Below are 18,262 nucleotides of genomic sequence, written 5' to 3'. Positions count from 1 at the left end.
CAGAAAAGAGAAAAGACAAAAGAAAATATATTTTCTTTTGTCTTTTTACTTTTGCCTTTTTTTAGCGTCGGGGTAGCAAAGCTATCGGGTTGACAGCTCCTTTTCCAGATGGATGCAACTCAAAGTGACAGTGTGGCCCGGTACTGCGTCCGGTACTGCCCATTTCAGAAATTTGCTCTCCTTGCTCGACCGTTTGCCCTTCTCGCACTAGAATCCGGTTGTTGTGGGCATAGCGAGTCAAACTGCCATCAGGATGCTGAATGTCCACCAAATTTCCATAACCACCAGAATTCCAGCGTGCATAGACCACGACACCAGGAGCTGCCGCCACTACAGGTGTGCCAACCGGAGCAGCAATATCAATCCCCTTGTGCATCCGTCCCCAGCGCCGACCATAACCTGAGGTCAAAACGCCCTTTGAGGGCCAGATGTAGCCATTGAATTGGACTGGGCTATCCGGCAGGTAGGGATTTGAACCAGGGAGGGGTGGTAGCTCTGGAGCAACTTGCTGTCCGAAGGGGGGTCGGAGGGTCGGGTTATAAGTGTCCGCTCCGGCGGGTGCCGTTGCCACCAGTGGCTGCTGGGTTCTAGCCCGTGGTGTAGCAGGTGGGGGCACTTTGATTTCGATTGCAGCCTGCGATCGCTGTTGTTGCCGTTGCCGCTTTTGGATTTCTGCTTGTACGGCTTCGTTGTAACGATTGGGGCTGAATTCTGGATTGATAGGAGTCGGGTATTCAGAGCGTTGCAACTGGTTGTTGACTACAGGTGCAACTAGCACGGGTGCGGGAGTAACTGGCACCGCGATGTTAGCAACACGAGCGTTCTGTGAGTTAGCGGTATCCCCGTTTTGCTGGGAACGATACTGCTGCCGTAGTTTGATGATGTCTTCCCGTAGTTTCTCAATCTGCGTGCTGTACTCGGAGTTTTGCTTCAAGCCAGCAGACTGAGGAAGCTTCCTATCGGCAATGGGTATGGCAATGGGTAACGGATTATCCGCTAACAGCACTGGTTTGACGATAGGTACGTTAGCACTAGGTACGTTAGCACTACTTTGCACCCGTACCTGTGTTGCTGCCACTGGTAAGGGAACAGTGGTTGGCAAAGTAGGAACGGAGAGATTCGGTACAGCAACATTAGACTTGGATTGTCTAAGTGCGGTATTAAGACCAGGGATTAAAGTTACAGTCTGTTTTTGGGGGATTTTCAGTGGCTGATTAACTCGAATCATGTTCGGGTTATCTAACTGATTTACCCGGAGCAGTTCTGCCCTGGAAACGCCGTAGGTGCGAGCGATCGCATCCAGCGTATCTCCCGGCTTGACCTGGTACACATCTGCCGTTACCCCATTGGGTTCGACGACGGCAATCGGTGCGGGTGCCACTGTCTGGATTGGCAGCGCTTGGTTGGTCGCTAAGGTCGGTACTGGGATTGGTACGCTTTCATTCACCCCTATCGGCAGCGGGGATGCTTCTAGCGCTTCCCGTGTCTGTGCCGACGGGAGGTGGTTAATCACCCGATTGGGGGCATTTTCCCCTGGCATCTGCACCGCGATATTTCGTGGCTGTGCGGACGGGAGTTGGTTAATTACCTGATTGGGGGCATTTTCCCCTGGCGTCTGCACCACGACCGGAATTTGCACCCTGGGAGCGGCTATTTCTACCTCAGCAGCTTCAGGGTTATCAATTTGGGCTGGTTTAGTGACTTCTAATTGCCCAGCAGATGCTTTTGTAGGCTCCTCAGACCGCAACTCCGCCAGACTATTCTGCAAGCGGCCCCGCTGCTCCTTTAAGCGGCTCATGGCAGCGTCTTGTCTTGCTTTTAATAGCTCATTTACGTTGCCGGGAATCGTGACTGATTGACCCACCGGCAGTCCATCCGATGTTGTCACTCCAGATGATTGCTGCACCTGGGTCGGGGGAACACCATAAGACTCAGATAGCTTTTCGACGGTATCGCCTGGTTTAATTTCGTGAACAATGCCGTTCACTGAGGGAATTTTCACCACTTGTCCAGCTGGAAGAACTGAGCTGGATTTGATGTTGTTGGAAGTGGCGATCGCGGCAGGTTCTACCTGATAGTTCTTCGACAATTGCCAAATCGTCTGCCCCTGCTGCACCTTGTGTTCGATGACGCGCGGTGCTGGGATCGATTCTGCTTTAGCTTCCGGCTCTACCTTCGAGGAAACGGCGACAGATGTGAATTCCGGCTCTACTACCTTCGGGGAAGCAGCGACAGATGTGGATTCCGGCTTTATTGCTGACGATGGCGCGACTGAAGAAGTTGTTTCTGGCTCCACCTTTGAGGCAGGGGCGGCAACAGCAATATCCGTTGCATCTGGAGCGTTGCTAACACTTGGCTCTGCGGCAACCGGATCGGCTGCCTTTGCTTCATCGCCTTGTTGCGGCAGCAATAGGCTGGAGGTGCCCATTGAGATTGCCAATCCAATCATGGCGGCAGAGGTGCGAGCCCGACGGTTAACCTCTGGAGAAATTGGCTTCAATAAACCTGACTCTCCCCCGGAAAGCTTTCCTGCGGACAGATTCGCTTTCGCATCTTTGTCTGCTGCACAGGAAGGAACTGATTTAATCTTGTGCGTGAATGGGCGTTTCAAACACGACCTCCTACTTATGACGAGCGCTTAACTGTCCCTGAATGATTTTCTTTTACCAGTCAATGGGACAAATCACATCAAAGAAGTGATCAGGATCACTGCCGGTAATGATACCTAGGCAAGATTACCCTGCTTTTTTGATTTAGACAAGTTTACATGACTGGGAAAATTTTCAATCATGCACGGCCTACATTCGACCCACCCTGCTGAAGACTTCATCATTGCGTTAATCAGGAGCCTTTTGTCAAGAGCTGGCAAGTTAAGGGTGTATTCCTTCTTAAGGCGTGCATATTGGAACATACTTGTTTGACTTGCTTGACTCCGGAAGACTGAGAAAACAACTTTTTCAGTGTTGGCATCCTGCTGTTGATTCATTACAACATGAGACTTTAAGCTGATTTTGCCTGTAACAACAACCGTAGAATTATGGCGATTGCTCTAACAAAAGAGGTAGGTCGCACTCACCTAATCCTACTAAAAATCTTCCTAAAGATTGATTTGAGATGGTTTTAGACACTCAGCATTGAAAGATTTTGGATAAAAAAATCTATCAATCAATTTGACGTTACAGCTCCTTTTGTTCATAGAAATTTCTTATCAAAGCCGCACTCATTCGGTATTCTAGATAGCTAAAGGACGGAGAATAAACTCTCTCTAGGAAGGAAAAAGAGTCATTAGTCACCGAGCGTTGAGTCAGAAGTCATGAGGAATGGGTCAGCCAGCAATGGTCACAAACAGTTGCCTATCAACACGTTGCAGATTACCGGATAAAAGGTCAAACCAATTTTCTAACCTTTAACTCAATTCGCGGACACCTGACTAAAGACTGATAACTGTCAATGAGCAAAGGACATCTTTGCCTCCTTCAGCCGGACAAAATGCCCAGTTGGCGACGGGCTTCAAATAAACCGACTGCGGCACTAACAGAAAGGTTCAGGCTCCGAACGTGAGGCTGTGACATCGGAATATAGACAGTATTGGCACAAAGGGCGAGAACTTCTGGGGGTAGTCCAGTTGTTTCGCTGCCAAATAATAGCCAGTCATCCGCCCGAAACTGGAACTGAAGGTAGTTATGGCTTCCAGAAACGCTGAAGCCAATCCATCGCCCCCCTCGCTGCTGATGGAATGCCTGAAAATCCTCTAAACCAACGTGGTAGTGCAGATTGACGTAGGGCCAGTAATCTAGACCGGCACGTTTCAGATAGCGATCGCTAATTTCAAAACCCAACGGCCCGACTAAATGCAATTCCGTCCCAGTCGCAGCACAGGTCCGGGCAATATTGCCGGTGTTGGGCGGAATTTGCGGCTTGTAGAGAACAACAAACGGCATGAGACTTACTAATTACTCTGGCTCTAACACTAAAATCCACCCTGGGAACCCAAATTATACCTAAAGAGAGAGGAACCTATACATATTTGTTATATGACTCACCCAGATCAAATTGATTAAATATTCTAATTTCCGAAGGATTCTTTTTCGCCAAAAAATTAAACCATAAAAAGGCAAAAAAAGAAATGAAGGGCTAAGCAAGGATCGAGGATAAAAGATGAAGCCTTGAGGATAAATTTCTGCCTTCAGGCTTCATTCTCGATCCTTGAAGTGCTTCAGGCAACTAGGTGGCACAATTTGTCTTCCAGTTCGCGTTCTTGGTCTGCCACCGCTTGAATGGCGTCAATCATCACGCTGGGAGTGTCAAAACCTTGGTTTTGGAGATTTAACCACCGCTGAGCAGAATTTCCTTCCCGGAGAATTTTTTTCAGGGGTGACAGGAAACAGCGAAAGCCCATCTGTTTAGAAATGTCCCAAACTTCGCCGGTTATTTCTTCAATCCAATCTCGCGCCAGAATAGGTCTGCCGTCTTGCCAATGTCTCAGAGTTGCATCCAAACTTTGACGGGCGGCGGCGTCTTCGTTGGCGTCTGTCAAAGTAATCAAGTCTTCTGAAGACAATTGACTCATTTCCAGCGGATCGAGGCTGGGGTCATCAATCAGCTGCAAAAGTCGGGCTTCTAGCAAGGCTGTAACAGCCAGCAAGGCAACCGGATCGATAATTAGGTCGCAAATTCTCAGTTCCAGGCGGTTGAGGTCGTAGGGGCGCTGGTTGCCATTCGGTCGCACGGATGACCAGAGGTGGCGGACATTTTGCATTGTCCCGGCGGCTAATTGGGCTTCCGTCCACTGGATAAAGTGGGCGTGACTTTCAAATAAGGGGACGCGGGCTGGGGTTTTGGGAAACAATCCCCAGCGAGTCGAGTGATAGCCAGTGGCTTTACCCTCCAAAAACGGGGAAGAAGCACTGAGGGCGAGGTATAAGGGTGCTTCTAGACGGACGAGACGAATCGCCCGCATTAGGGTTTCTGGATCGCTGATGCCGATGTTGATGTGGACGCTGGCGGTGACAACTTTGGTACCGTAAGTATTCTCAATGTAGTCGTGGTAAGGATTGCTGGGATCAGATCGGCAGAAGCGATCGCTTCCTCCTAAAGACAGCGTACTCCCTGGAATCAGGGTGTAATTTCCCAGGCGTTTTAGATACTCTCGGAGTTGCCGTCTAGGACGTAGCAAGGCACACAATAATCGGTCGTAACAATAAAAGGGTTCTGTGATATATTCCACGTTGCGGCTATCTGGCTCCCGCATGAACCCGTCTAGGTCAGCCACAATCCGATCGGATAAACCCACAATGTCACCATTGGGGGTGCCAGTATACATTTCAATTTCAAAGCCTTTTGATAGCAAGGGGTTTTTCCTCAGATGAGTGAGTAGGAACTACGGGCACGGTATAGCGTTACCGTTTAAAAGTGTATCGAGGAAGACGAAACGGCTCCTCTGCCCCTAGTCTGGCATCAAAGTTGGTACTGATGATAGACACTGCTGGCGGCTCGATGGAGAAGGGAGTGCCGATAAACTAGGGAATCAAGATCGTCAGCATAACCCCCGCCAATCACACAGGCGACTGGGTAGCCGAGTGCCACACAGGTACTCAAAACTTGCATCTCCCGGCGGAATATTCCGGTGTCTGTGAGGGCGAGTTTGCCCAAGAGATCGCCAGCATGAGGATCGACTCCAGCATCGTATAAAACGAGATCGGGCTTGACTTGTGACAGCAAATCTGGGAGATATTTTGCTAAAGTTTGCAGATAGGCGTCATCTTCCATCCCAATCGGTAGAGGAACATCTAAGTCACTTTGTTGCTTGGTACCGGGAAAATTAACTTCGCAGTGCATTGAGAAGGTGAAGACGCTGCTATCTTCTTGGAAAATAACGGCTGTACCGTCTCCTTGATGGACATCTAAATCCACGATCAGGATTTGGCGCACCAGTCCCAGATGTTGAAGCACACGGGCAGCAATGGCTAAATCGTTGAAAATACAGAAACCAGAACCATAACTGGGAAAGGCGTGATGAGTGCCACCCGCAGTATTGCAAGCTAAACCGTGACTAAGTGCTAGTTTAGCGGTGAGAATCGTACCTCCCACCGCCACGCAGGTGCGATTCGCCAGTGCGGGACTCCAGGGCAAGCCGATTCGTCGCTGGGCTTTGGCGTCGAGGGTGCCTTCACGGTATGCTTGGACATATTCTGGGGTGTGAACGAGTTCTATCCACTCTGGTGGGGGAGGTTCGGGTGAATGAATTTGCTCTGGATGCGCCACGCGATCGCCTAAGAGCATTTCGTAGAGTTTGCTGAATTTGGGCATGGGGAAGCGATGCCCTTCGGGGAGAGGTGCGACATAATCGGGGTGGTAAATAATTGGCAAGTCCATATTTAAGATTTTGAACTGCCCAGACGCAAAGGAAGAGAGGATTAACGGCGCGATTCTCTTCCTCAGACGCTACGCGATCGCAAAATTTTCCAGGCAAACCCGCTAACCAGACAACCTAAACCAATACTGAATAATATGACAATGAGCAAATTCGCCAAGGGGATGACTGCGGATAGTTGGTTGTTGTCGATTTGGTTGGGGTAAGGCTGGGTAAAATCTTTTATTAGCGCTGAGGAAGCAGAGGCGGCGACTGAGGCGGTTCCGACTCCCAAACTGGCAGCGGCGATAATATTTTCCAGGTTGCGATCGCGCTTAGCTTGTTCAATCTCGACGATGCCTCGAATCGTATTAATCACATCTTCTAGCACTCTCAGCGCCGGGCTAAAGCTGCCACGATCTTGTTGAATTTGAATTTCATATTGCTTGACTATTTGGTTAAAATGTGCCAGAAAATCCAGCTCGGTTTCCCCATATTTGCTAGATTCCTGAAGCAGATAATTTAAATGTTCTTGGTATTTTTTCTGATTTGTCTCAATCGCGTGCAACTGAATTTCTAGATGGTTTAAGTCTGAAGCATACTGGGACAATATTTTTATATTAACTTCTAAAATTCTCTGTAATTCTTTTAAAGGTAGCTGCTTCAGCATTTCACCAGCTTGAAAAATATAGCCAAAATTCTCTTGCAATTGTTGTCTGAGTTTTTGCGCTTCACAATAAGCCCAAAGAATTTTATTGCGGTAGTAAAATAACCGCATCCAGACCTCATAATATTTAGCAGCTTCGGTTTCGGCGGCTACATCGGGATAAAAGATAACCAGGACATGGCGATTCTCTTCCATGTCCCAACCCTGGGGAGGTTGCCACACTTCAAAAACTGTTGCCCCTAAAAATTTTCCTTGACTTGGCTTTTGCTGTTGCCATCTCCCAAACCTCAGAATCTCGTAAGCTTCTTGGGCGAGAGTTTCTAAAGGGGTTTCACAGTTCCGAGGCAAAATTCCGGAAACAATCCAGGTTTTTCCGAGATTGCCTTGTTTATCAGCAGCTAGATGTTTGAGGGTGGGAAAGCATTTAAAAGATTGCAGATAGTCTCGATCGTTAATGTGGCAATTAAACAAAAGCCCATAACTATCGCTAAATCGCACGGGATAATAAAAGCCTTTGACTGGATATCCTTCACTGCGATCTTGAAAAGTATAATAAGCTTCAGTTTCCCCAGCTAGGCGCAATAATTCTAAATATTCTGGATCGTTAAAATTTGAATCGTCAGCACAGACAAGTATTCTTTGCAATTCTAACGGGAAGTTATCCCAAAACGCGAGCTGGTTTTGGTTGATTTGCTCTGCATCATCTCCCAACCCGTTTCTCAGGTGGTAAACAAATAGATCCACGTTAGGAAGAAATAACAGGTTCATCGGAAGAGTAAACATATTGCCACAATACCTGGCGATTCAAATCACGGCTATGCCAACCCCACTTCAGAAGCAAGGAAGCAGAAGTTGCGAGAACTTTTAAACAAAGTCTGCCGGTGCGGACTGAGAACCAATATAAAGTGTATGATGAAACCTGCTCAAGGTAGGTTTAGAAGCGATCGCTAAATCTGGCGTAGCATCTCTTACCCGCACAGAATTCATCTGATTTTAGACTTGAAGATAGGGCAAACGAGCGATCGCTGTAGATACGCCGTATACAACGCCTCTACATCTGCATGTCACAGCAACTTCCGGCAAGGGAAGAAGTTTAAACTGGATGGAGAGAAGAGAAATCAGCAAGCGATGGGAGGGAGGAGAGAAAATGCAACACAAAATCATCTGGGAACAGGGCAGCAATAACCCCGACAATACCAACAACTTTGCTACCATCCGCGAATGGTGGGCAAGTCTCGCCGACAATAAAATCACTTGGCGACAGCGAATCATTCCTCAGACAGGCAATGCCACCGAACTCGACTGGGAACCCCAACGCTTTGACGAAGTATTTGAGATTCAAATCCCTGAAATTCGCGGTATCACTCTCTACTGGCGTAAAATCAACGAAGATCGAGAACGCAGCACTACGCCTATCAAACTCGAACTCGATACCCTTCGCCAGCAACTTTATATCTATCCCCAATCTCAAAAAGAACTTGTCATTCGGGTAGGGATACCAGAAACCATCTATCAAAAGATTGAATTAAAATATCCCCAATTGCAATTTGCTGCCAAGGAAGGTGAAAACCACATCCTCACTCTGCGGGATACTCAGCAACAGGTGGAAGTGAAAGCCATTCTCAGCCCAGAAAATCTGAGACAGTTGATCGAGCAGTTGAAGCAACAATTGTCGTAACTAAGGAATGTGGATTAAATAAAATCCAGAATTATTATATAGCAACCGCCAAGGCGGTTAGGACACTGTGCGAAGCACATCTTCAATGGCATCTCGTAGACAATCAAACTGCTCCAGTTTTTTGCGGATGCGACTTTTTAACCAAGGTACAGAGCATAAAGACCACATGAGGGGGTGGCTCCTCAATGCACTTGAGGAGGGCATTTTGGGACTGGGTGGTTAATTGATGGCACTCATCCAGAATAAAAAGCGGAATAGTTCTCGACGATGAGAAACTGAAGCGTTTGTTACGAGAGCATTTAGGGCAGATTTTGATAGAGCCGGATTTTGATTCCATTACAATCCAGATTCAGCACCAAATTGAATCCTTGGTTCCTCAAGCTCCCGGTAAGTCTTTGAGTTCTGCATCTTTGCTAGATTCAACAAACGTCACAGAACATATTCCAACAGAAGAACTCAAAGAACTATTGCAGTCGCAAATTGCTGAGCTTTGTTCTGAAGATGCTTTAGAGCAATTCATTCAGGTAAGCCACCAAATTATCCACAAAGCAGTACTACAGCCCCGACATACCTGGGCTAAGCCAATCTGGGTGTTGCGAGGCGAGACGCAGATATACATTGCTCAGGCAGCAGGGATTGAGGAGGCGATCGCCAAAGTCAAGACTCAGCATCCCCAGGAAACTGAAAGACTGGAAGCGATCGCAGTTGGAGGTATTCTGGCACCCGATCAGGTAATCTCCCTGGATACAAACCAGTTATGACTTTCTCATCCTGAGAGGACTTTTCAGGATAAGCCTAACGCCCCCGTTCACCCGCCGCTAGTAGCTTCTCGGACTCAATAAAGAGACTCTGTACGGTCGGTGTGCAACGGGATTGTTAGACATCTGGCACCAACGGCAAACGGCGAATACGAATACGGCTCGGCTCAACCGTAATAGCTGTTCCTTGTTCTAAATCCTCCTCGCATTCAGCGATTACTGTCAACAAAAGATTTGTGAGCGCCTGGGCACGTAATCTTTCAATCCGAATGCGAATGACCGAAGGAGTGATCGCTACATCAAGGGCCAGCAGTGTATGAAAATCTGCGTCAAGAGTAGCAAGGATACGCCCCTCATTTCTGGCTCTCTGGATGATGTCTGCATCTTCAGCTTCAGACATCCCGATTTCACCAACATGGATAGTGTCGATACCTGCATCACGTAACAATGCTGCCGCAGAGAGTGGCAATCCCTGATCAAGCAACAGTTTCATAGCGATTAGGAAGCTCAATGATGCGATCATCCAAATAGGAAGAGGCAAAAATTAGGGCTTGTCGGATATCTTCATCCTCTAACTCTGGAAACTCTTGATGTAATTCTTCTCGATTAGGATAAGTTGCTAGTAGCTCAATCACCCGACGAACCGTAAGGCGAAGATTACGAATGCAGGGTTGCCCATTCATCCGTTTTGGGTTGCTCGTAATACGATCTAGTCTCATTAGAGTAATTCCAGCGTTTCATTATTATTTTAACCTTCAACGAGGATAAGCCATGCCTGCAATACAAGCTCCACATATCCATTCTCCATCATCATATAAACCGTCTCCCATGCTATCTTTGCGCCCGCAACTAGAGCAAGTCAGTAAAATCGGCTGCGAGGATTTTTGCTTTTGCTCAGAGTAAGAGGTGGGAGGATGACGCAATGTGGGAGGAACTGCAAACTTGCCACAATTTGAACACCACTGCCCCCATTATGTTCAATTGTCTGCGTAGTTTGACACTTGGGACATAGATTGGACGTGGACATAGTAGCTCACTTATTTCTGTACGACTACTTAACAGAGTTACCATTTTTACAAGATGTCTAACAACTGATTAGACGGAATTTTTCCGCAGATCCATCCAAAAAAGGGGATAGGCAGATTGTTTCCTCAGATCCCTCCACAACAGGTGGATCTGAGGAAAGATTCTTCATAATACGCCGATCGAGGTGGATATCAGGAAAATTTCCGCATATCTTCAGATGTGTACGGCTAGCACTACGAGTATTATTAGACACATACTTTGTTGTGACTGCATGGTTATGGAACCTCGCCCCAAAAAGCTCTTAGATCAACTGCGTGAAGTGATCAGGCTCAAGCATTATGCCTACCGGACGGAAGAAACCTACGTGCAATGGGTGAGGCGCTTTATCCTCTTCCATGAAAAGCGGCATCCGCGTGAGATGGGGCGAGCAGAGATTGAGGCATTTCTGACCGATCTGGCAGTCCAACAGTTAAAGCTAAAAACACCAAAGTTCACGTAGGTTGGGTTGAGGAACGAAACCCAACACAACTCATGGATTGTGTTGGGTTTGTAGAGACTAACATAAACGCCGAACGACTAGAAGTCGCGGCTATACAAACAAAGCCTGACGAGAGCAGGCTAAGAAAAAGAGTAACGAGCAACTAAATTTGATATTAGTTTTTCGCCAATGTATCTGCCTGTAAAAGCGATTACTCCACAGTTGTTGAAAACTGTGGAGTAACGGTTGATTTTATCAAGCCCGCGCTGGCAAGCTTTATTTGGATAGCTGCGACTTTATTTAGTCGTCAGACTAACTGTTACCGACCCTGACGACCCGGATTTCCAGGTGCTGCGCCTGCTCCTTCGTCGTTACTGGGCTTGTTCCGATTGGAATTGCCCGGATCGCAACCTTCAGGCCCATTACCGACCCCTTGGTTGCAATTCTGACGCTGATTTGGGCGTCGGGTGTCATCTACCTCACGGTTATCACCGGGGATTTCTTCTTCGCGGGTATCAACAGCTTCGCGCACTTTGGGGGGTTTCGCACCTTCTCCCACCACGTAAGGCGAGGCGATGTTCTGAGCCTTCCCAGTGCTGACTAAGGCTTGGTAGAGGAAAGCACACACCTCTGCACGGGTGGCTACTTGATTGGGTTTGAGTGACTGGACATTGGGATAGTTAACCACCAGACCCCGTTCTGTCGCCGCCGCAACCAAACTGCGGACGTTGCTAGGGATGGTAGAGGCATCGCTGTAAACTTGCAGCAGCGTTTCGGTGGTGCTACTGGCAGAAGAGTAATTCATTCCCTTCGCCAATGCCACTAAGATATCCAGGCGAGAAAGGTTTTGGGTGGGGTTGAATGCATTGCGGGAAACAGTGCCTAAAAAGCCCATTTCATAAGCTTCTTGGATAGCACTGTACGCCCAATAATCGGAGGAGACATCACGGAAGGCGATCGCATTCCGGACTTTATTCATCTCAAACGCTTTTCGCAGCATCGCCGCAAACTGGGCACGAGTCACCGGCTGATCCGGTCGGAAGCGACCATCGGGGAAGCCTTCGATAATCTCTAACTCCGCCAGTTGGGCAATAAAATCTTTTGCCCAGTAGCCCTGCGGGACATCTGGAAAACTCGTCTGGATGGCTCGACTCATTCCCACGTTTTGATATTTTGCCAGCAGCTGGCTGACTTCGTAGGTAGCGTTATCGGCTTCTACCTCAATCACCTGCACCAGCTGACCGGGAGCCGATGTCAACAAGGCAGCCATTTCTGAGCTGTAAATGCTCATTGTCTCACCCGCCAGCGCCGATTCACCGCTGGTAAATGAGCTGGAATAAACGCTGGTCGCCGCCGAGGTCGAAATCTCGCTCGATTGGAACTGACTGACGTTAATTTGCTCGACGCTGCTCAGGAATGTGACTCGTTCCTGAGAGTCGATTTGGGTGTAGTAGTTGTAGGTGGTGGCACCGCTGTCGATGTTGCCATCTGCGTCGGCGTCAATGCCGTACACAGTCCGTACCACACGGGATTCAGACGGATTTCCTGACAAAATTAGGTTAACGGCGGCGTTTTCAGACAAGCATTCAAACTCGCTAAAGCCAATCAAGCGGTTTTGGTCGTACAGACGCACCACAACGCGATCGCCCGGATTCACTCCTTTGACAAACTTCGCTTTTTGCTTGATTTTGTATTTGAAGTCGCCGAGATACCGCTCTTGGGAATAGCTGTTGCCTTGTTTCGCCTTCACGGATACGCGAGTAATCACCTCTGTGAGGCTGCCAGAAGGTTGCAGAACGGCAAGGCTAAAGTTCCCTGCCGATTCGGTCATTGCCACCGTAGACCGCTGTGTGCGGACGGTACTCCTTTGCTCGGTGGTTTCCGTGCGACGGGTTGTCGTCTGTTGCCCAGTTGTGCTTTCCGACCGGAGTCGAGCCGTCAGCGTCTGGGTCGCCGTTTCATCCCACTTCACCAGCGAACCAGATTCGTTGGTGCGATAAACCCAAAATCCTTGTTCTTTGGCGCTAGCTACCAGCACCAGCCAGCCGGGAACCATTGCCTCGGTGCAGGAAACACCCGCTTCTGCCAACTCCAGGCAACCATTTGACCAAGTTTGCTTAGCCACTTGAAGAATGGTTAAGTCAGAACCTTGCATTCCTGTCCGTTGGGCAGCATCCTTTAAAACAGCTTCAGCAACTGCTTTTGGCAGCTGGGCGGTATCGTCTTCGGCTTGGCTGAGCAGAGTTCGACCCGATAAGGGCAGATTGCCAGTTGTTTGTCCAACTTGCGCGATCGCCGGGGCAACCGTTGTCATACTTAAACCGGCAGCAGCCAATGCCACGCTGCCTAAAAACACCAAGGAACTTCGCTTCATTAATCTCTTCTCACACCTAATCAAAACGGGTAGCGTGACTTTTAAAGTCGGTTAGATGTTCCTGGTTTACCTTTTTTTTATGATAGAGACGATTACGATAGAAAAATAGTTAACTAATCTTAATAATTATCGTGACGACTCAGCAGCTAAAAACAGCAAGTACCTTTGAAAAATTAAACTGGACTTGGCGAGGCTACCGGATTCAGTACACAGTCATGGGCACGGGTCGCCCTCTGGTGCTGATTCATGGCTTTGGCGCTTCCATTGGACACTGGCGCAAGAATATGCCAGCCCTAGCCGCCGGGGGCTACCGGGTATTTGCCTTGGATTTACTCGGATTTGGCGGTTCGGACAAGCCAGCCCTAGATTACACTCTCCAGTTGTGGGAAGAACTGATTAAGGATTTCTGGGAAACTCATATTCAGGAACCGGCAGTCTTTGTGGGCAACTCGATTGGGGCATTACTCAGCTTGATGGTAGTGGTGAATTATCCAGAAATTTCCGCTGGTGGCGTGCTGATTAACTGTGCCGGTGGCTTGAATCATCGCCCCGATGAGCTAAATCTACCCCTGCGGCTGGTGATGGGAGCCTTCACCAAGCTGGTAAGTTCCAAAGTCGCAGGTCCGTTCCTGTTTAACCGCATCCGTCAGAAAGATCGTCTCCGTCGCACTCTCAGACAGGTCTACGTGAACCCTGAAGCCATCACTGATGAACTGGTGGATATGCTTTACGATCCTTCCTGCGACACGGGCGCTCAGCAGGTTTTTGCCTCAATTCTCACGGCACCTCCTGGCCCTAGCCCAGCCCAGTTGTTGCCAAAAATACAACACCCGCTGCTGGTACTTTGGGGAGAAGATGACCCCTGGACGCCGATTCAGGGTGCGGCGATTTACAAAGAGCTAAGTGAGAATGGGCAACCCGTGAAGGTTGTGGGCATTCCCAAAACGGGTCACTGTCCCCATGATGAACGACCGGACGTGGTGAATCCTTTGATTTTGGATTGGTTGGCTCAGATGAGCAGTCAATAAAACTTCCGGTTCATCTGTTGTTGCGCCTACTTTTGAACTTGAGGGGACGCTCTAGCACACGCTTCGCTAGAGCGTCCCCTCAAGTTTGATCGCGCTTCATTAACCAAAACTTACGCAAATATCACCACATAGTAAGGGCAACCACAGGGGGATTGAACCCGAAAAAACGCTATATGTATCAGCTTTGCGTAAGTCCTGTTAACCTAACGTTGTATCCGACATCCTCGATCCCTTCTTGCCTTCCTTAAAAAGGAGGGAAATTACGATTACCCCATTCACCGCCGATGCCGTTCGAGGAAATCAATCCCGGAGTGGACAGACTCGTGGGGCGCGAACGGTTTAAATGGATGCAGCACGGCTTGCTGCGATCGCGATACATCAAACTCATTCCGAGTATATTTAGGAAGATGCGGTAGGAACGATTAATGCTATATCGCAAAGAACCAGAGGGGCTGATAGCGATCGCGCAGCTTGCCCATGCGTGGGTATCGGGTCAATTGGCACAAGCTTGGGGAAATGAGTATTTTGGGAAGTTGGCACCTAGAGAAGAGGTTTGCTTAGGTGCCGAGCAACATGATATTGGCTGGCTGTCCTGGGAAACAACGCCCACCTTCAACCCAAAAACAGGTTTGCCGCACAGCTTCACGGAATTACCGAGAAAAATCCATATAGATATTTGGTCAAAAGCCGGACAATTAGCGATCGCGCAAGGAAGATATCCAGCGCTGTTGGCTTCGCTGCACGGTACGCGCCTCTACGAGAACTATGACGCTAGCAATGACTCGCCAGAAGATGTCCATCTCGTGCAGGACTTCCTGGGGCGCGAACAGGCTTTCCAGAAGGAATTAATTGCGACCCTCCGCAACGATCCGAACTACGCACCCTACAGCACACCAGAAGCGATCGCTCGGAATCGGCAGTTAGTGGCAATCTGGGATTGCTTATCGCTGATCCTGTGCATGAAGCTGACTAAAGAGCGTTCAGTGGAGAAGGTTCCCACCGCTGACGGCGAAATTACCCTGAAGCTGACGCCAGTAGCAGGCGATCCCACCCAGGTGGCGGTGAGTCCTTGGCCTTTTTCAGAGAACGCGGTGACGCTGGTTTGCGAAGGACGCTATCTATCGGAAACCTTCCGAGACGAGGAGACGATGCGGAACGCGATCGCTAAAGCACCTTGGGTGACGATTAAAACTCACCTGCACCCTGTGTAAGTACCGACTGGATTATGTAATTAATCGGTATTGATCAAAGCAACATATTGTGCTTACCGATAAAGGATTCGGTAGGGGCTTTCGCATTCGCCCCTACTGACTATATATTTTGCTTTTTTTGTCAAATACTTCTACTAGACAGATTTTCTAGGGAAATGAATATCGCCCGTTCTTTTATAAAAGAACAGGAGATTTTATCGGCGGTTTTTATGAGAATGTTCGGGGTTGATTGCCATTATCATTTGAACAATAAACCCCGCCAAATTAACTCATCTCAATTGCCCTTTTCCAAAAAGCATAAGTGTCGCTTCCAATTTTTTGACTATCTTCTGAGTAGATATTATCTAAACATTTGAAAAAAGCTTGAGCGTAATTTTCCAATCCCAGAGTTGTTAAACATTTTAAAATTCTGGCAATCCGAAGGTAATTATGATTCAGAGGCTCAATCCAAGTCCGTTTCCTATCTTGATATTTGTCAGATTTTGTTATTTGAATATTGTTGATATTTCCTTCATTACATTTCAGTCCATAAAACCTGAGCATTATTTTAAATGACTTTTGCAGACGTGTTTTGAGTAGGGCATCTGTCCGAAAAGCTTGAACAACTTCATCATCTAGAACCAGTGCATTAGGATTGTAACCACTTTTATCTTTCAGGGGAAAAAGCCACTGAATGTAGTCATGAATTCGCTCAAGTTTTTCGTAATTCCATGACCAGATATCGTCGATCATCCGTCCTTCTGAATCGGGACGCTGACTAAGATAGAAAGCTACAAGAGCCGGGGATGGTTTAGCAACCAATTCTTTGTCAGATGATTTTGTCATAAGTGTTCCTCTGCAATTAATCGAATGTTAACATCTGGGCAATCAGCTAGATTTGCGCTCATTGTAAGCCGAGAGAGGCTAGAGAAAGATCGAGGGAGCATTCTTAGGACTCGCCGCACATCACCACATAGTAAGGGCAACCACAGGGGGATTGAACCCGAAAAAACGCTATATGTATAAGCTTTGCGTAAGTCCTGATTCTGTTGCTTTCCGACCATTCAGATCCGAGGAGATAACTAGAGTATTTAGCGTTTCTCGTTATGGAACTATCTCGCCTCCCTCACAAAAGCCACAGTCGCCCAGTAGCGCTAAAAACAGTTATTAACAGTTGCATTAGTTAAAATAACCATTGATGATTTCAACTATGCCAATGTAGCTGCTAGCGCTTTAGCGATCGCATGAACTGACACCCGTGCCTAACTACTCAAACCGAGGTGCAAGCTATGAGTCAAGATCCGCTCAACCTAATCCACGACAGGCAGAATCGCGGTTACACCAAGCTGGGGCAAGCTGGATAGCTATCACACCTTTTCCTTTGGGGGTTTGTTTGACCCGAAGCGGATGGGATTTCGCACTCTCAGGGTGATTAACGAAGATAGAGTCGTACCCGGTTCTGGTTTCGGTGCCCACAGCCATCATGACATGGAAATCCTCACCTACGTCTTAGAAGGTGCTATAGAGCATCAAGATAGCTTGAGTAATGGGAAAGTGTGTTTATGCCAAATCTGACCGTGTGGCTGTCTGCTGAGTCACCAGAGGCACTGTGCTAGCGTCTTTTGGGCGGACTCACCACCTTTTTTTTCTTGGGTCAGTTTTTGTCTCCGATTGTTAGCCAACCTGTGAGTCAGCAAAAGGGAATGCTGTAGGGGCGGAGTCTCCCCAGCCATCCGAGGATTCTCGCCAATCCAATTAATCTAAAAAGAGTAGAAAACTATGACACAACCAATTCGCATTCTCCTACAGACAACCATCCCGACAACAGAAGATGACTGGAGCATTTGGCGCTTCTCGTTGTTACGCGACTATCTCGCGTCCCTGACAGATGAAGCGGGGAATCTCCTGTTTGAAGTGACAGAACGCGATCGCGTGTCAGATACAGATGGCAACGACCCGATTTTAAGCACCCTCGACCGCTCAGATTTTGACCAGCTATGGCTATTTGCATTAGATACTGGCGAAGGTCTGACGGAAAAAGATTGTGCAGGAATCAATGCATTTCGCCAACGCGGTGGAGGTATCCTCACCACCCGCGATCATCAAGATATGGGTTGCTCAATGTGCGGTCTGGGTGACATCGGCGCGATCCACTTTTTCAACACCAAAAATCCAGACCCCGACGAATCTCGCTGGTGCATTGACGACCCCTACACAACCTATATTTCCTGGCCTAACTATCATTCTGGACGCAACGGCGACTATCAAAAAATAACGCCCACAGAACCCATTCACGAACTTCTACACAATCCCAATTCACCTTCTGGATTGGTCGAATATTTTCCAACTCATCCCCACGAGGGCGCAATCGGAGTTCCCGCAGGCGCAAAGAATGCTCGTGTTATTGCAATGGGCAAAAGCTTAATTACAGGTCGTCCCTTTAATCTGGCTGTTGTTATCGAACGTGAAAAAGACGCTCGCGGTAACACCCTAGGACGTGCAGTTGCTGCATCAAGTTTTCACCATTTTGTCGATTACAACTGGGACATCGAAAAGGGTTGTCCCAGCTTTGTGGATGAGCCTCCCGGCGATGGCATGAACAAAGAGCCACGCGCCCTAGAAAATATCAAAACTTATGTGCGTAATGTTGCTTTGTGGCTTGCGCCGTAATGCGTGCAGGGAACCGTATTCGTGTTGCTAATTTTGCTCCT

General features: G+C 48.1%; 15 protein-coding genes and 3 pseudogenes. 7 read left to right on the top strand and 11 right to left on the bottom strand.

The features are described from left to right. Positions 1 to 61: 61 nt before the first annotated feature. From ACFW2W_RS14760 to ACFW2W_RS14735, 6 genes are all read right to left on the bottom strand, one after another. Positions 62 to 2,611 carry a peptidoglycan DD-metalloendopeptidase family protein gene (locus ACFW2W_RS14760; protein WP_378179332.1) on the bottom strand — a complete coding sequence of 850 codons (2,550 nt, stop codon included), beginning with the start codon at positions 2,609 to 2,611 and terminating at the stop codon, positions 62 to 64. Between the two features lie 865 nt (positions 2,612 to 3,476). Then, a complete protein-coding gene (locus ACFW2W_RS14755; RefSeq protein WP_378179329.1) occupies positions 3,477 to 3,941 on the bottom strand; it encodes a tRNA (cytidine(34)-2'-O)-methyltransferase in 465 nt (154 codons plus the stop codon). 275 nt (positions 3,942 to 4,216) lie between these two features. Further along, on the bottom strand, positions 4,217 to 5,350 hold the full coding sequence (gshA, locus tag ACFW2W_RS14750) for a glutamate--cysteine ligase (RefSeq protein ID WP_378179326.1): 1,134 nt from the start codon (positions 5,348 to 5,350) through the stop codon (positions 4,217 to 4,219). Between the two features lie 107 nt (positions 5,351 to 5,457). Then, on the bottom strand, positions 5,458 to 6,375 hold the full coding sequence (locus ACFW2W_RS14745) for a histone deacetylase (protein ID WP_378179323.1): 918 nt from the start codon (positions 6,373 to 6,375) through the stop codon (positions 5,458 to 5,460). 62 nt (positions 6,376 to 6,437) lie between these two features. Next, positions 6,438 to 7,802, bottom strand: a complete 1,365-nt coding sequence (locus tag ACFW2W_RS14740) for a hypothetical protein (RefSeq protein WP_378179320.1) — start codon at positions 7,800 to 7,802, stop codon at positions 6,438 to 6,440. Between the two features lie 81 nt (positions 7,803 to 7,883). Further along, a complete protein-coding gene (locus tag ACFW2W_RS14735; protein ID WP_378179317.1) occupies positions 7,884 to 8,006 on the bottom strand; it encodes a hypothetical protein in 123 nt (40 codons plus the stop codon). 160 nt (positions 8,007 to 8,166) lie between these two features. Here ACFW2W_RS14735 and ACFW2W_RS14730 point away from each other — a divergent pair, with 160 nt between their 5' ends. Next, on the top strand, positions 8,167 to 8,697 hold the full coding sequence (locus ACFW2W_RS14730) for a hypothetical protein (protein WP_378179314.1): 531 nt from the start codon (positions 8,167 to 8,169) through the stop codon (positions 8,695 to 8,697). 145 nt (positions 8,698 to 8,842) lie between these two features. On the opposite strand, the pseudogene ACFW2W_RS14725 reads toward ACFW2W_RS14730, so the two are convergent. Then, positions 8,843 to 8,947, bottom strand: a pseudogene (locus tag ACFW2W_RS14725) (hypothetical protein); the annotation flags it as partial. Between the two features lie 34 nt (positions 8,948 to 8,981). On the opposite strand from ACFW2W_RS14725, the gene ACFW2W_RS14720 reads away from it, so the two are divergent. After that, positions 8,982 to 9,458: a hypothetical protein gene (locus ACFW2W_RS14720; protein ID WP_378179506.1), complete on the top strand. Its 477-nt coding sequence runs from the start codon at positions 8,982 to 8,984 to the stop codon at positions 9,456 to 9,458. Positions 9,459 to 9,573: 115 nt separating this feature from the next. Here ACFW2W_RS14720 and ACFW2W_RS14715 read toward each other — a convergent pair whose 3' ends face one another. Beyond that, entirely contained in the window at positions 9,574 to 9,948 is a 375-nt protein-coding gene (locus ACFW2W_RS14715; RefSeq protein ID WP_378179312.1) for a DUF5615 family PIN-like protein, read from the bottom strand. After that, entirely contained in the window at positions 9,932 to 10,174 is a 243-nt protein-coding gene (locus tag ACFW2W_RS14710) for a DUF433 domain-containing protein (RefSeq protein ID WP_378179309.1), read from the bottom strand. Before ACFW2W_RS14710 ends, ACFW2W_RS14715 begins: the two co-directional genes overlap by 17 nt. Before the next feature lie 584 nt (positions 10,175 to 10,758). Between ACFW2W_RS14710 and ACFW2W_RS14705 the strand changes: the two are divergent. Next, a pseudogene (locus tag ACFW2W_RS14705) lies at positions 10,759 to 10,950 on the top strand (phage integrase N-terminal SAM-like domain-containing protein); the annotation flags it as partial. 328 nt (positions 10,951 to 11,278) lie between these two features. Here the strand turns inward: ACFW2W_RS14705 and ACFW2W_RS14700 are convergent. Continuing rightward, the gene (locus ACFW2W_RS14700; RefSeq protein ID WP_378179307.1) at positions 11,279 to 13,333 is read right to left on the bottom strand and encodes an S-layer homology domain-containing protein; all 2,055 of its coding nucleotides are present in this window, start codon (positions 13,331 to 13,333) and stop codon (positions 11,279 to 11,281) included. A 131-nt stretch (positions 13,334 to 13,464) separates the two neighbouring features. Between ACFW2W_RS14700 and ACFW2W_RS14695 the strand changes: the two genes are divergently transcribed. Together ACFW2W_RS14695 and ACFW2W_RS14690 are read left to right on the top strand one after the other, a co-directional pair. Beyond that, positions 13,465 to 14,361: an alpha/beta fold hydrolase gene (locus tag ACFW2W_RS14695; RefSeq protein WP_378179304.1), complete on the top strand. Its 897-nt coding sequence runs from the start codon at positions 13,465 to 13,467 to the stop codon at positions 14,359 to 14,361. 425 nt (positions 14,362 to 14,786) lie between these two features. Beyond that, positions 14,787 to 15,572, top strand: a complete 786-nt coding sequence (locus ACFW2W_RS14690; RefSeq protein ID WP_378179301.1) for a DUF3891 family protein — start codon at positions 14,787 to 14,789, stop codon at positions 15,570 to 15,572. A gap of 264 nt (positions 15,573 to 15,836) precedes the next feature. On the opposite strand, the gene ACFW2W_RS14685 is transcribed toward ACFW2W_RS14690, so the two are convergent. Continuing rightward, the gene (locus ACFW2W_RS14685; RefSeq protein ID WP_378179298.1) at positions 15,837 to 16,397 is read right to left on the bottom strand and encodes an opioid growth factor receptor-related protein; all 561 of its coding nucleotides are present in this window, start codon (positions 16,395 to 16,397) and stop codon (positions 15,837 to 15,839) included. Positions 16,398 to 16,840: 443 nt separating this feature from the next. Here ACFW2W_RS14685 and ACFW2W_RS14680 point away from each other — a divergent pair. Next, positions 16,841 to 17,108: pseudogene (locus ACFW2W_RS14680) on the top strand (pirin family protein); the annotation flags it as partial. 222 nt (positions 17,109 to 17,330) lie between these two features. Further along, positions 17,331 to 18,221 (top strand): hypothetical protein, encoded by an 891-nt coding sequence (locus ACFW2W_RS14675; protein ID WP_378179295.1) that lies wholly within the window; start codon positions 17,331 to 17,333, stop codon positions 18,219 to 18,221. Positions 18,222 to 18,262 lie beyond the last annotated feature (41 nt).

The organism is Coleofasciculus sp. H7-2 (assembly GCF_042747725.1).
Classification (GTDB): domain Bacteria; phylum Cyanobacteriota; class Cyanobacteriia; order Cyanobacteriales; family FACHB-T130; genus FACHB-T130.
This window is presented reverse-complemented; position numbering and strand designations above follow the sequence as displayed.

Excerpts from the sequence above, each read along its gene's own strand:
- ACFW2W_RS14755 (WP_378179329.1), bottom strand. The coding sequence starts at position 3,941 with ATGCCGTTTGTTGTTCTCTACAAGCCGCAAATTCCGCCCAACACCGGC.
- ACFW2W_RS14745 (WP_378179323.1), bottom strand. The coding sequence starts at position 6,375 with ATGGACTTGCCAATTATTTACCACCCCGATTATGTCGCACCTCTCCCC.
- ACFW2W_RS14740 (WP_378179320.1), bottom strand. The coding sequence starts at position 7,802 with ATGTTTACTCTTCCGATGAACCTGTTATTTCTTCCTAACGTGGATCTA.
- ACFW2W_RS14735 (WP_378179317.1), bottom strand. The coding sequence starts at position 8,006 with ATGAATTCTGTGCGGGTAAGAGATGCTACGCCAGATTTAGCGATCGCT.
- ACFW2W_RS14730 (WP_378179314.1), top strand. The coding sequence starts at position 8,167 with ATGCAACACAAAATCATCTGGGAACAGGGCAGCAATAACCCCGACAAT.
- ACFW2W_RS14715 (WP_378179312.1), bottom strand. The coding sequence starts at position 9,948 with ATGAAACTGTTGCTTGATCAGGGATTGCCACTCTCTGCGGCAGCATTG.
- ACFW2W_RS14710 (WP_378179309.1), bottom strand. The coding sequence starts at position 10,174 with ATGAGACTAGATCGTATTACGAGCAACCCAAAACGGATGAATGGGCAA.
- ACFW2W_RS14700 (WP_378179307.1), bottom strand. The coding sequence starts at position 13,333 with ATGAAGCGAAGTTCCTTGGTGTTTTTAGGCAGCGTGGCATTGGCTGCT.
- ACFW2W_RS14690 (WP_378179301.1), top strand. The coding sequence starts at position 14,787 with ATGCTATATCGCAAAGAACCAGAGGGGCTGATAGCGATCGCGCAGCTT.
- ACFW2W_RS14685 (WP_378179298.1), bottom strand. The coding sequence starts at position 16,397 with ATGACAAAATCATCTGACAAAGAATTGGTTGCTAAACCATCCCCGGCT.
- ACFW2W_RS14675 (WP_378179295.1), top strand. The coding sequence starts at position 17,331 with ATGACACAACCAATTCGCATTCTCCTACAGACAACCATCCCGACAACA.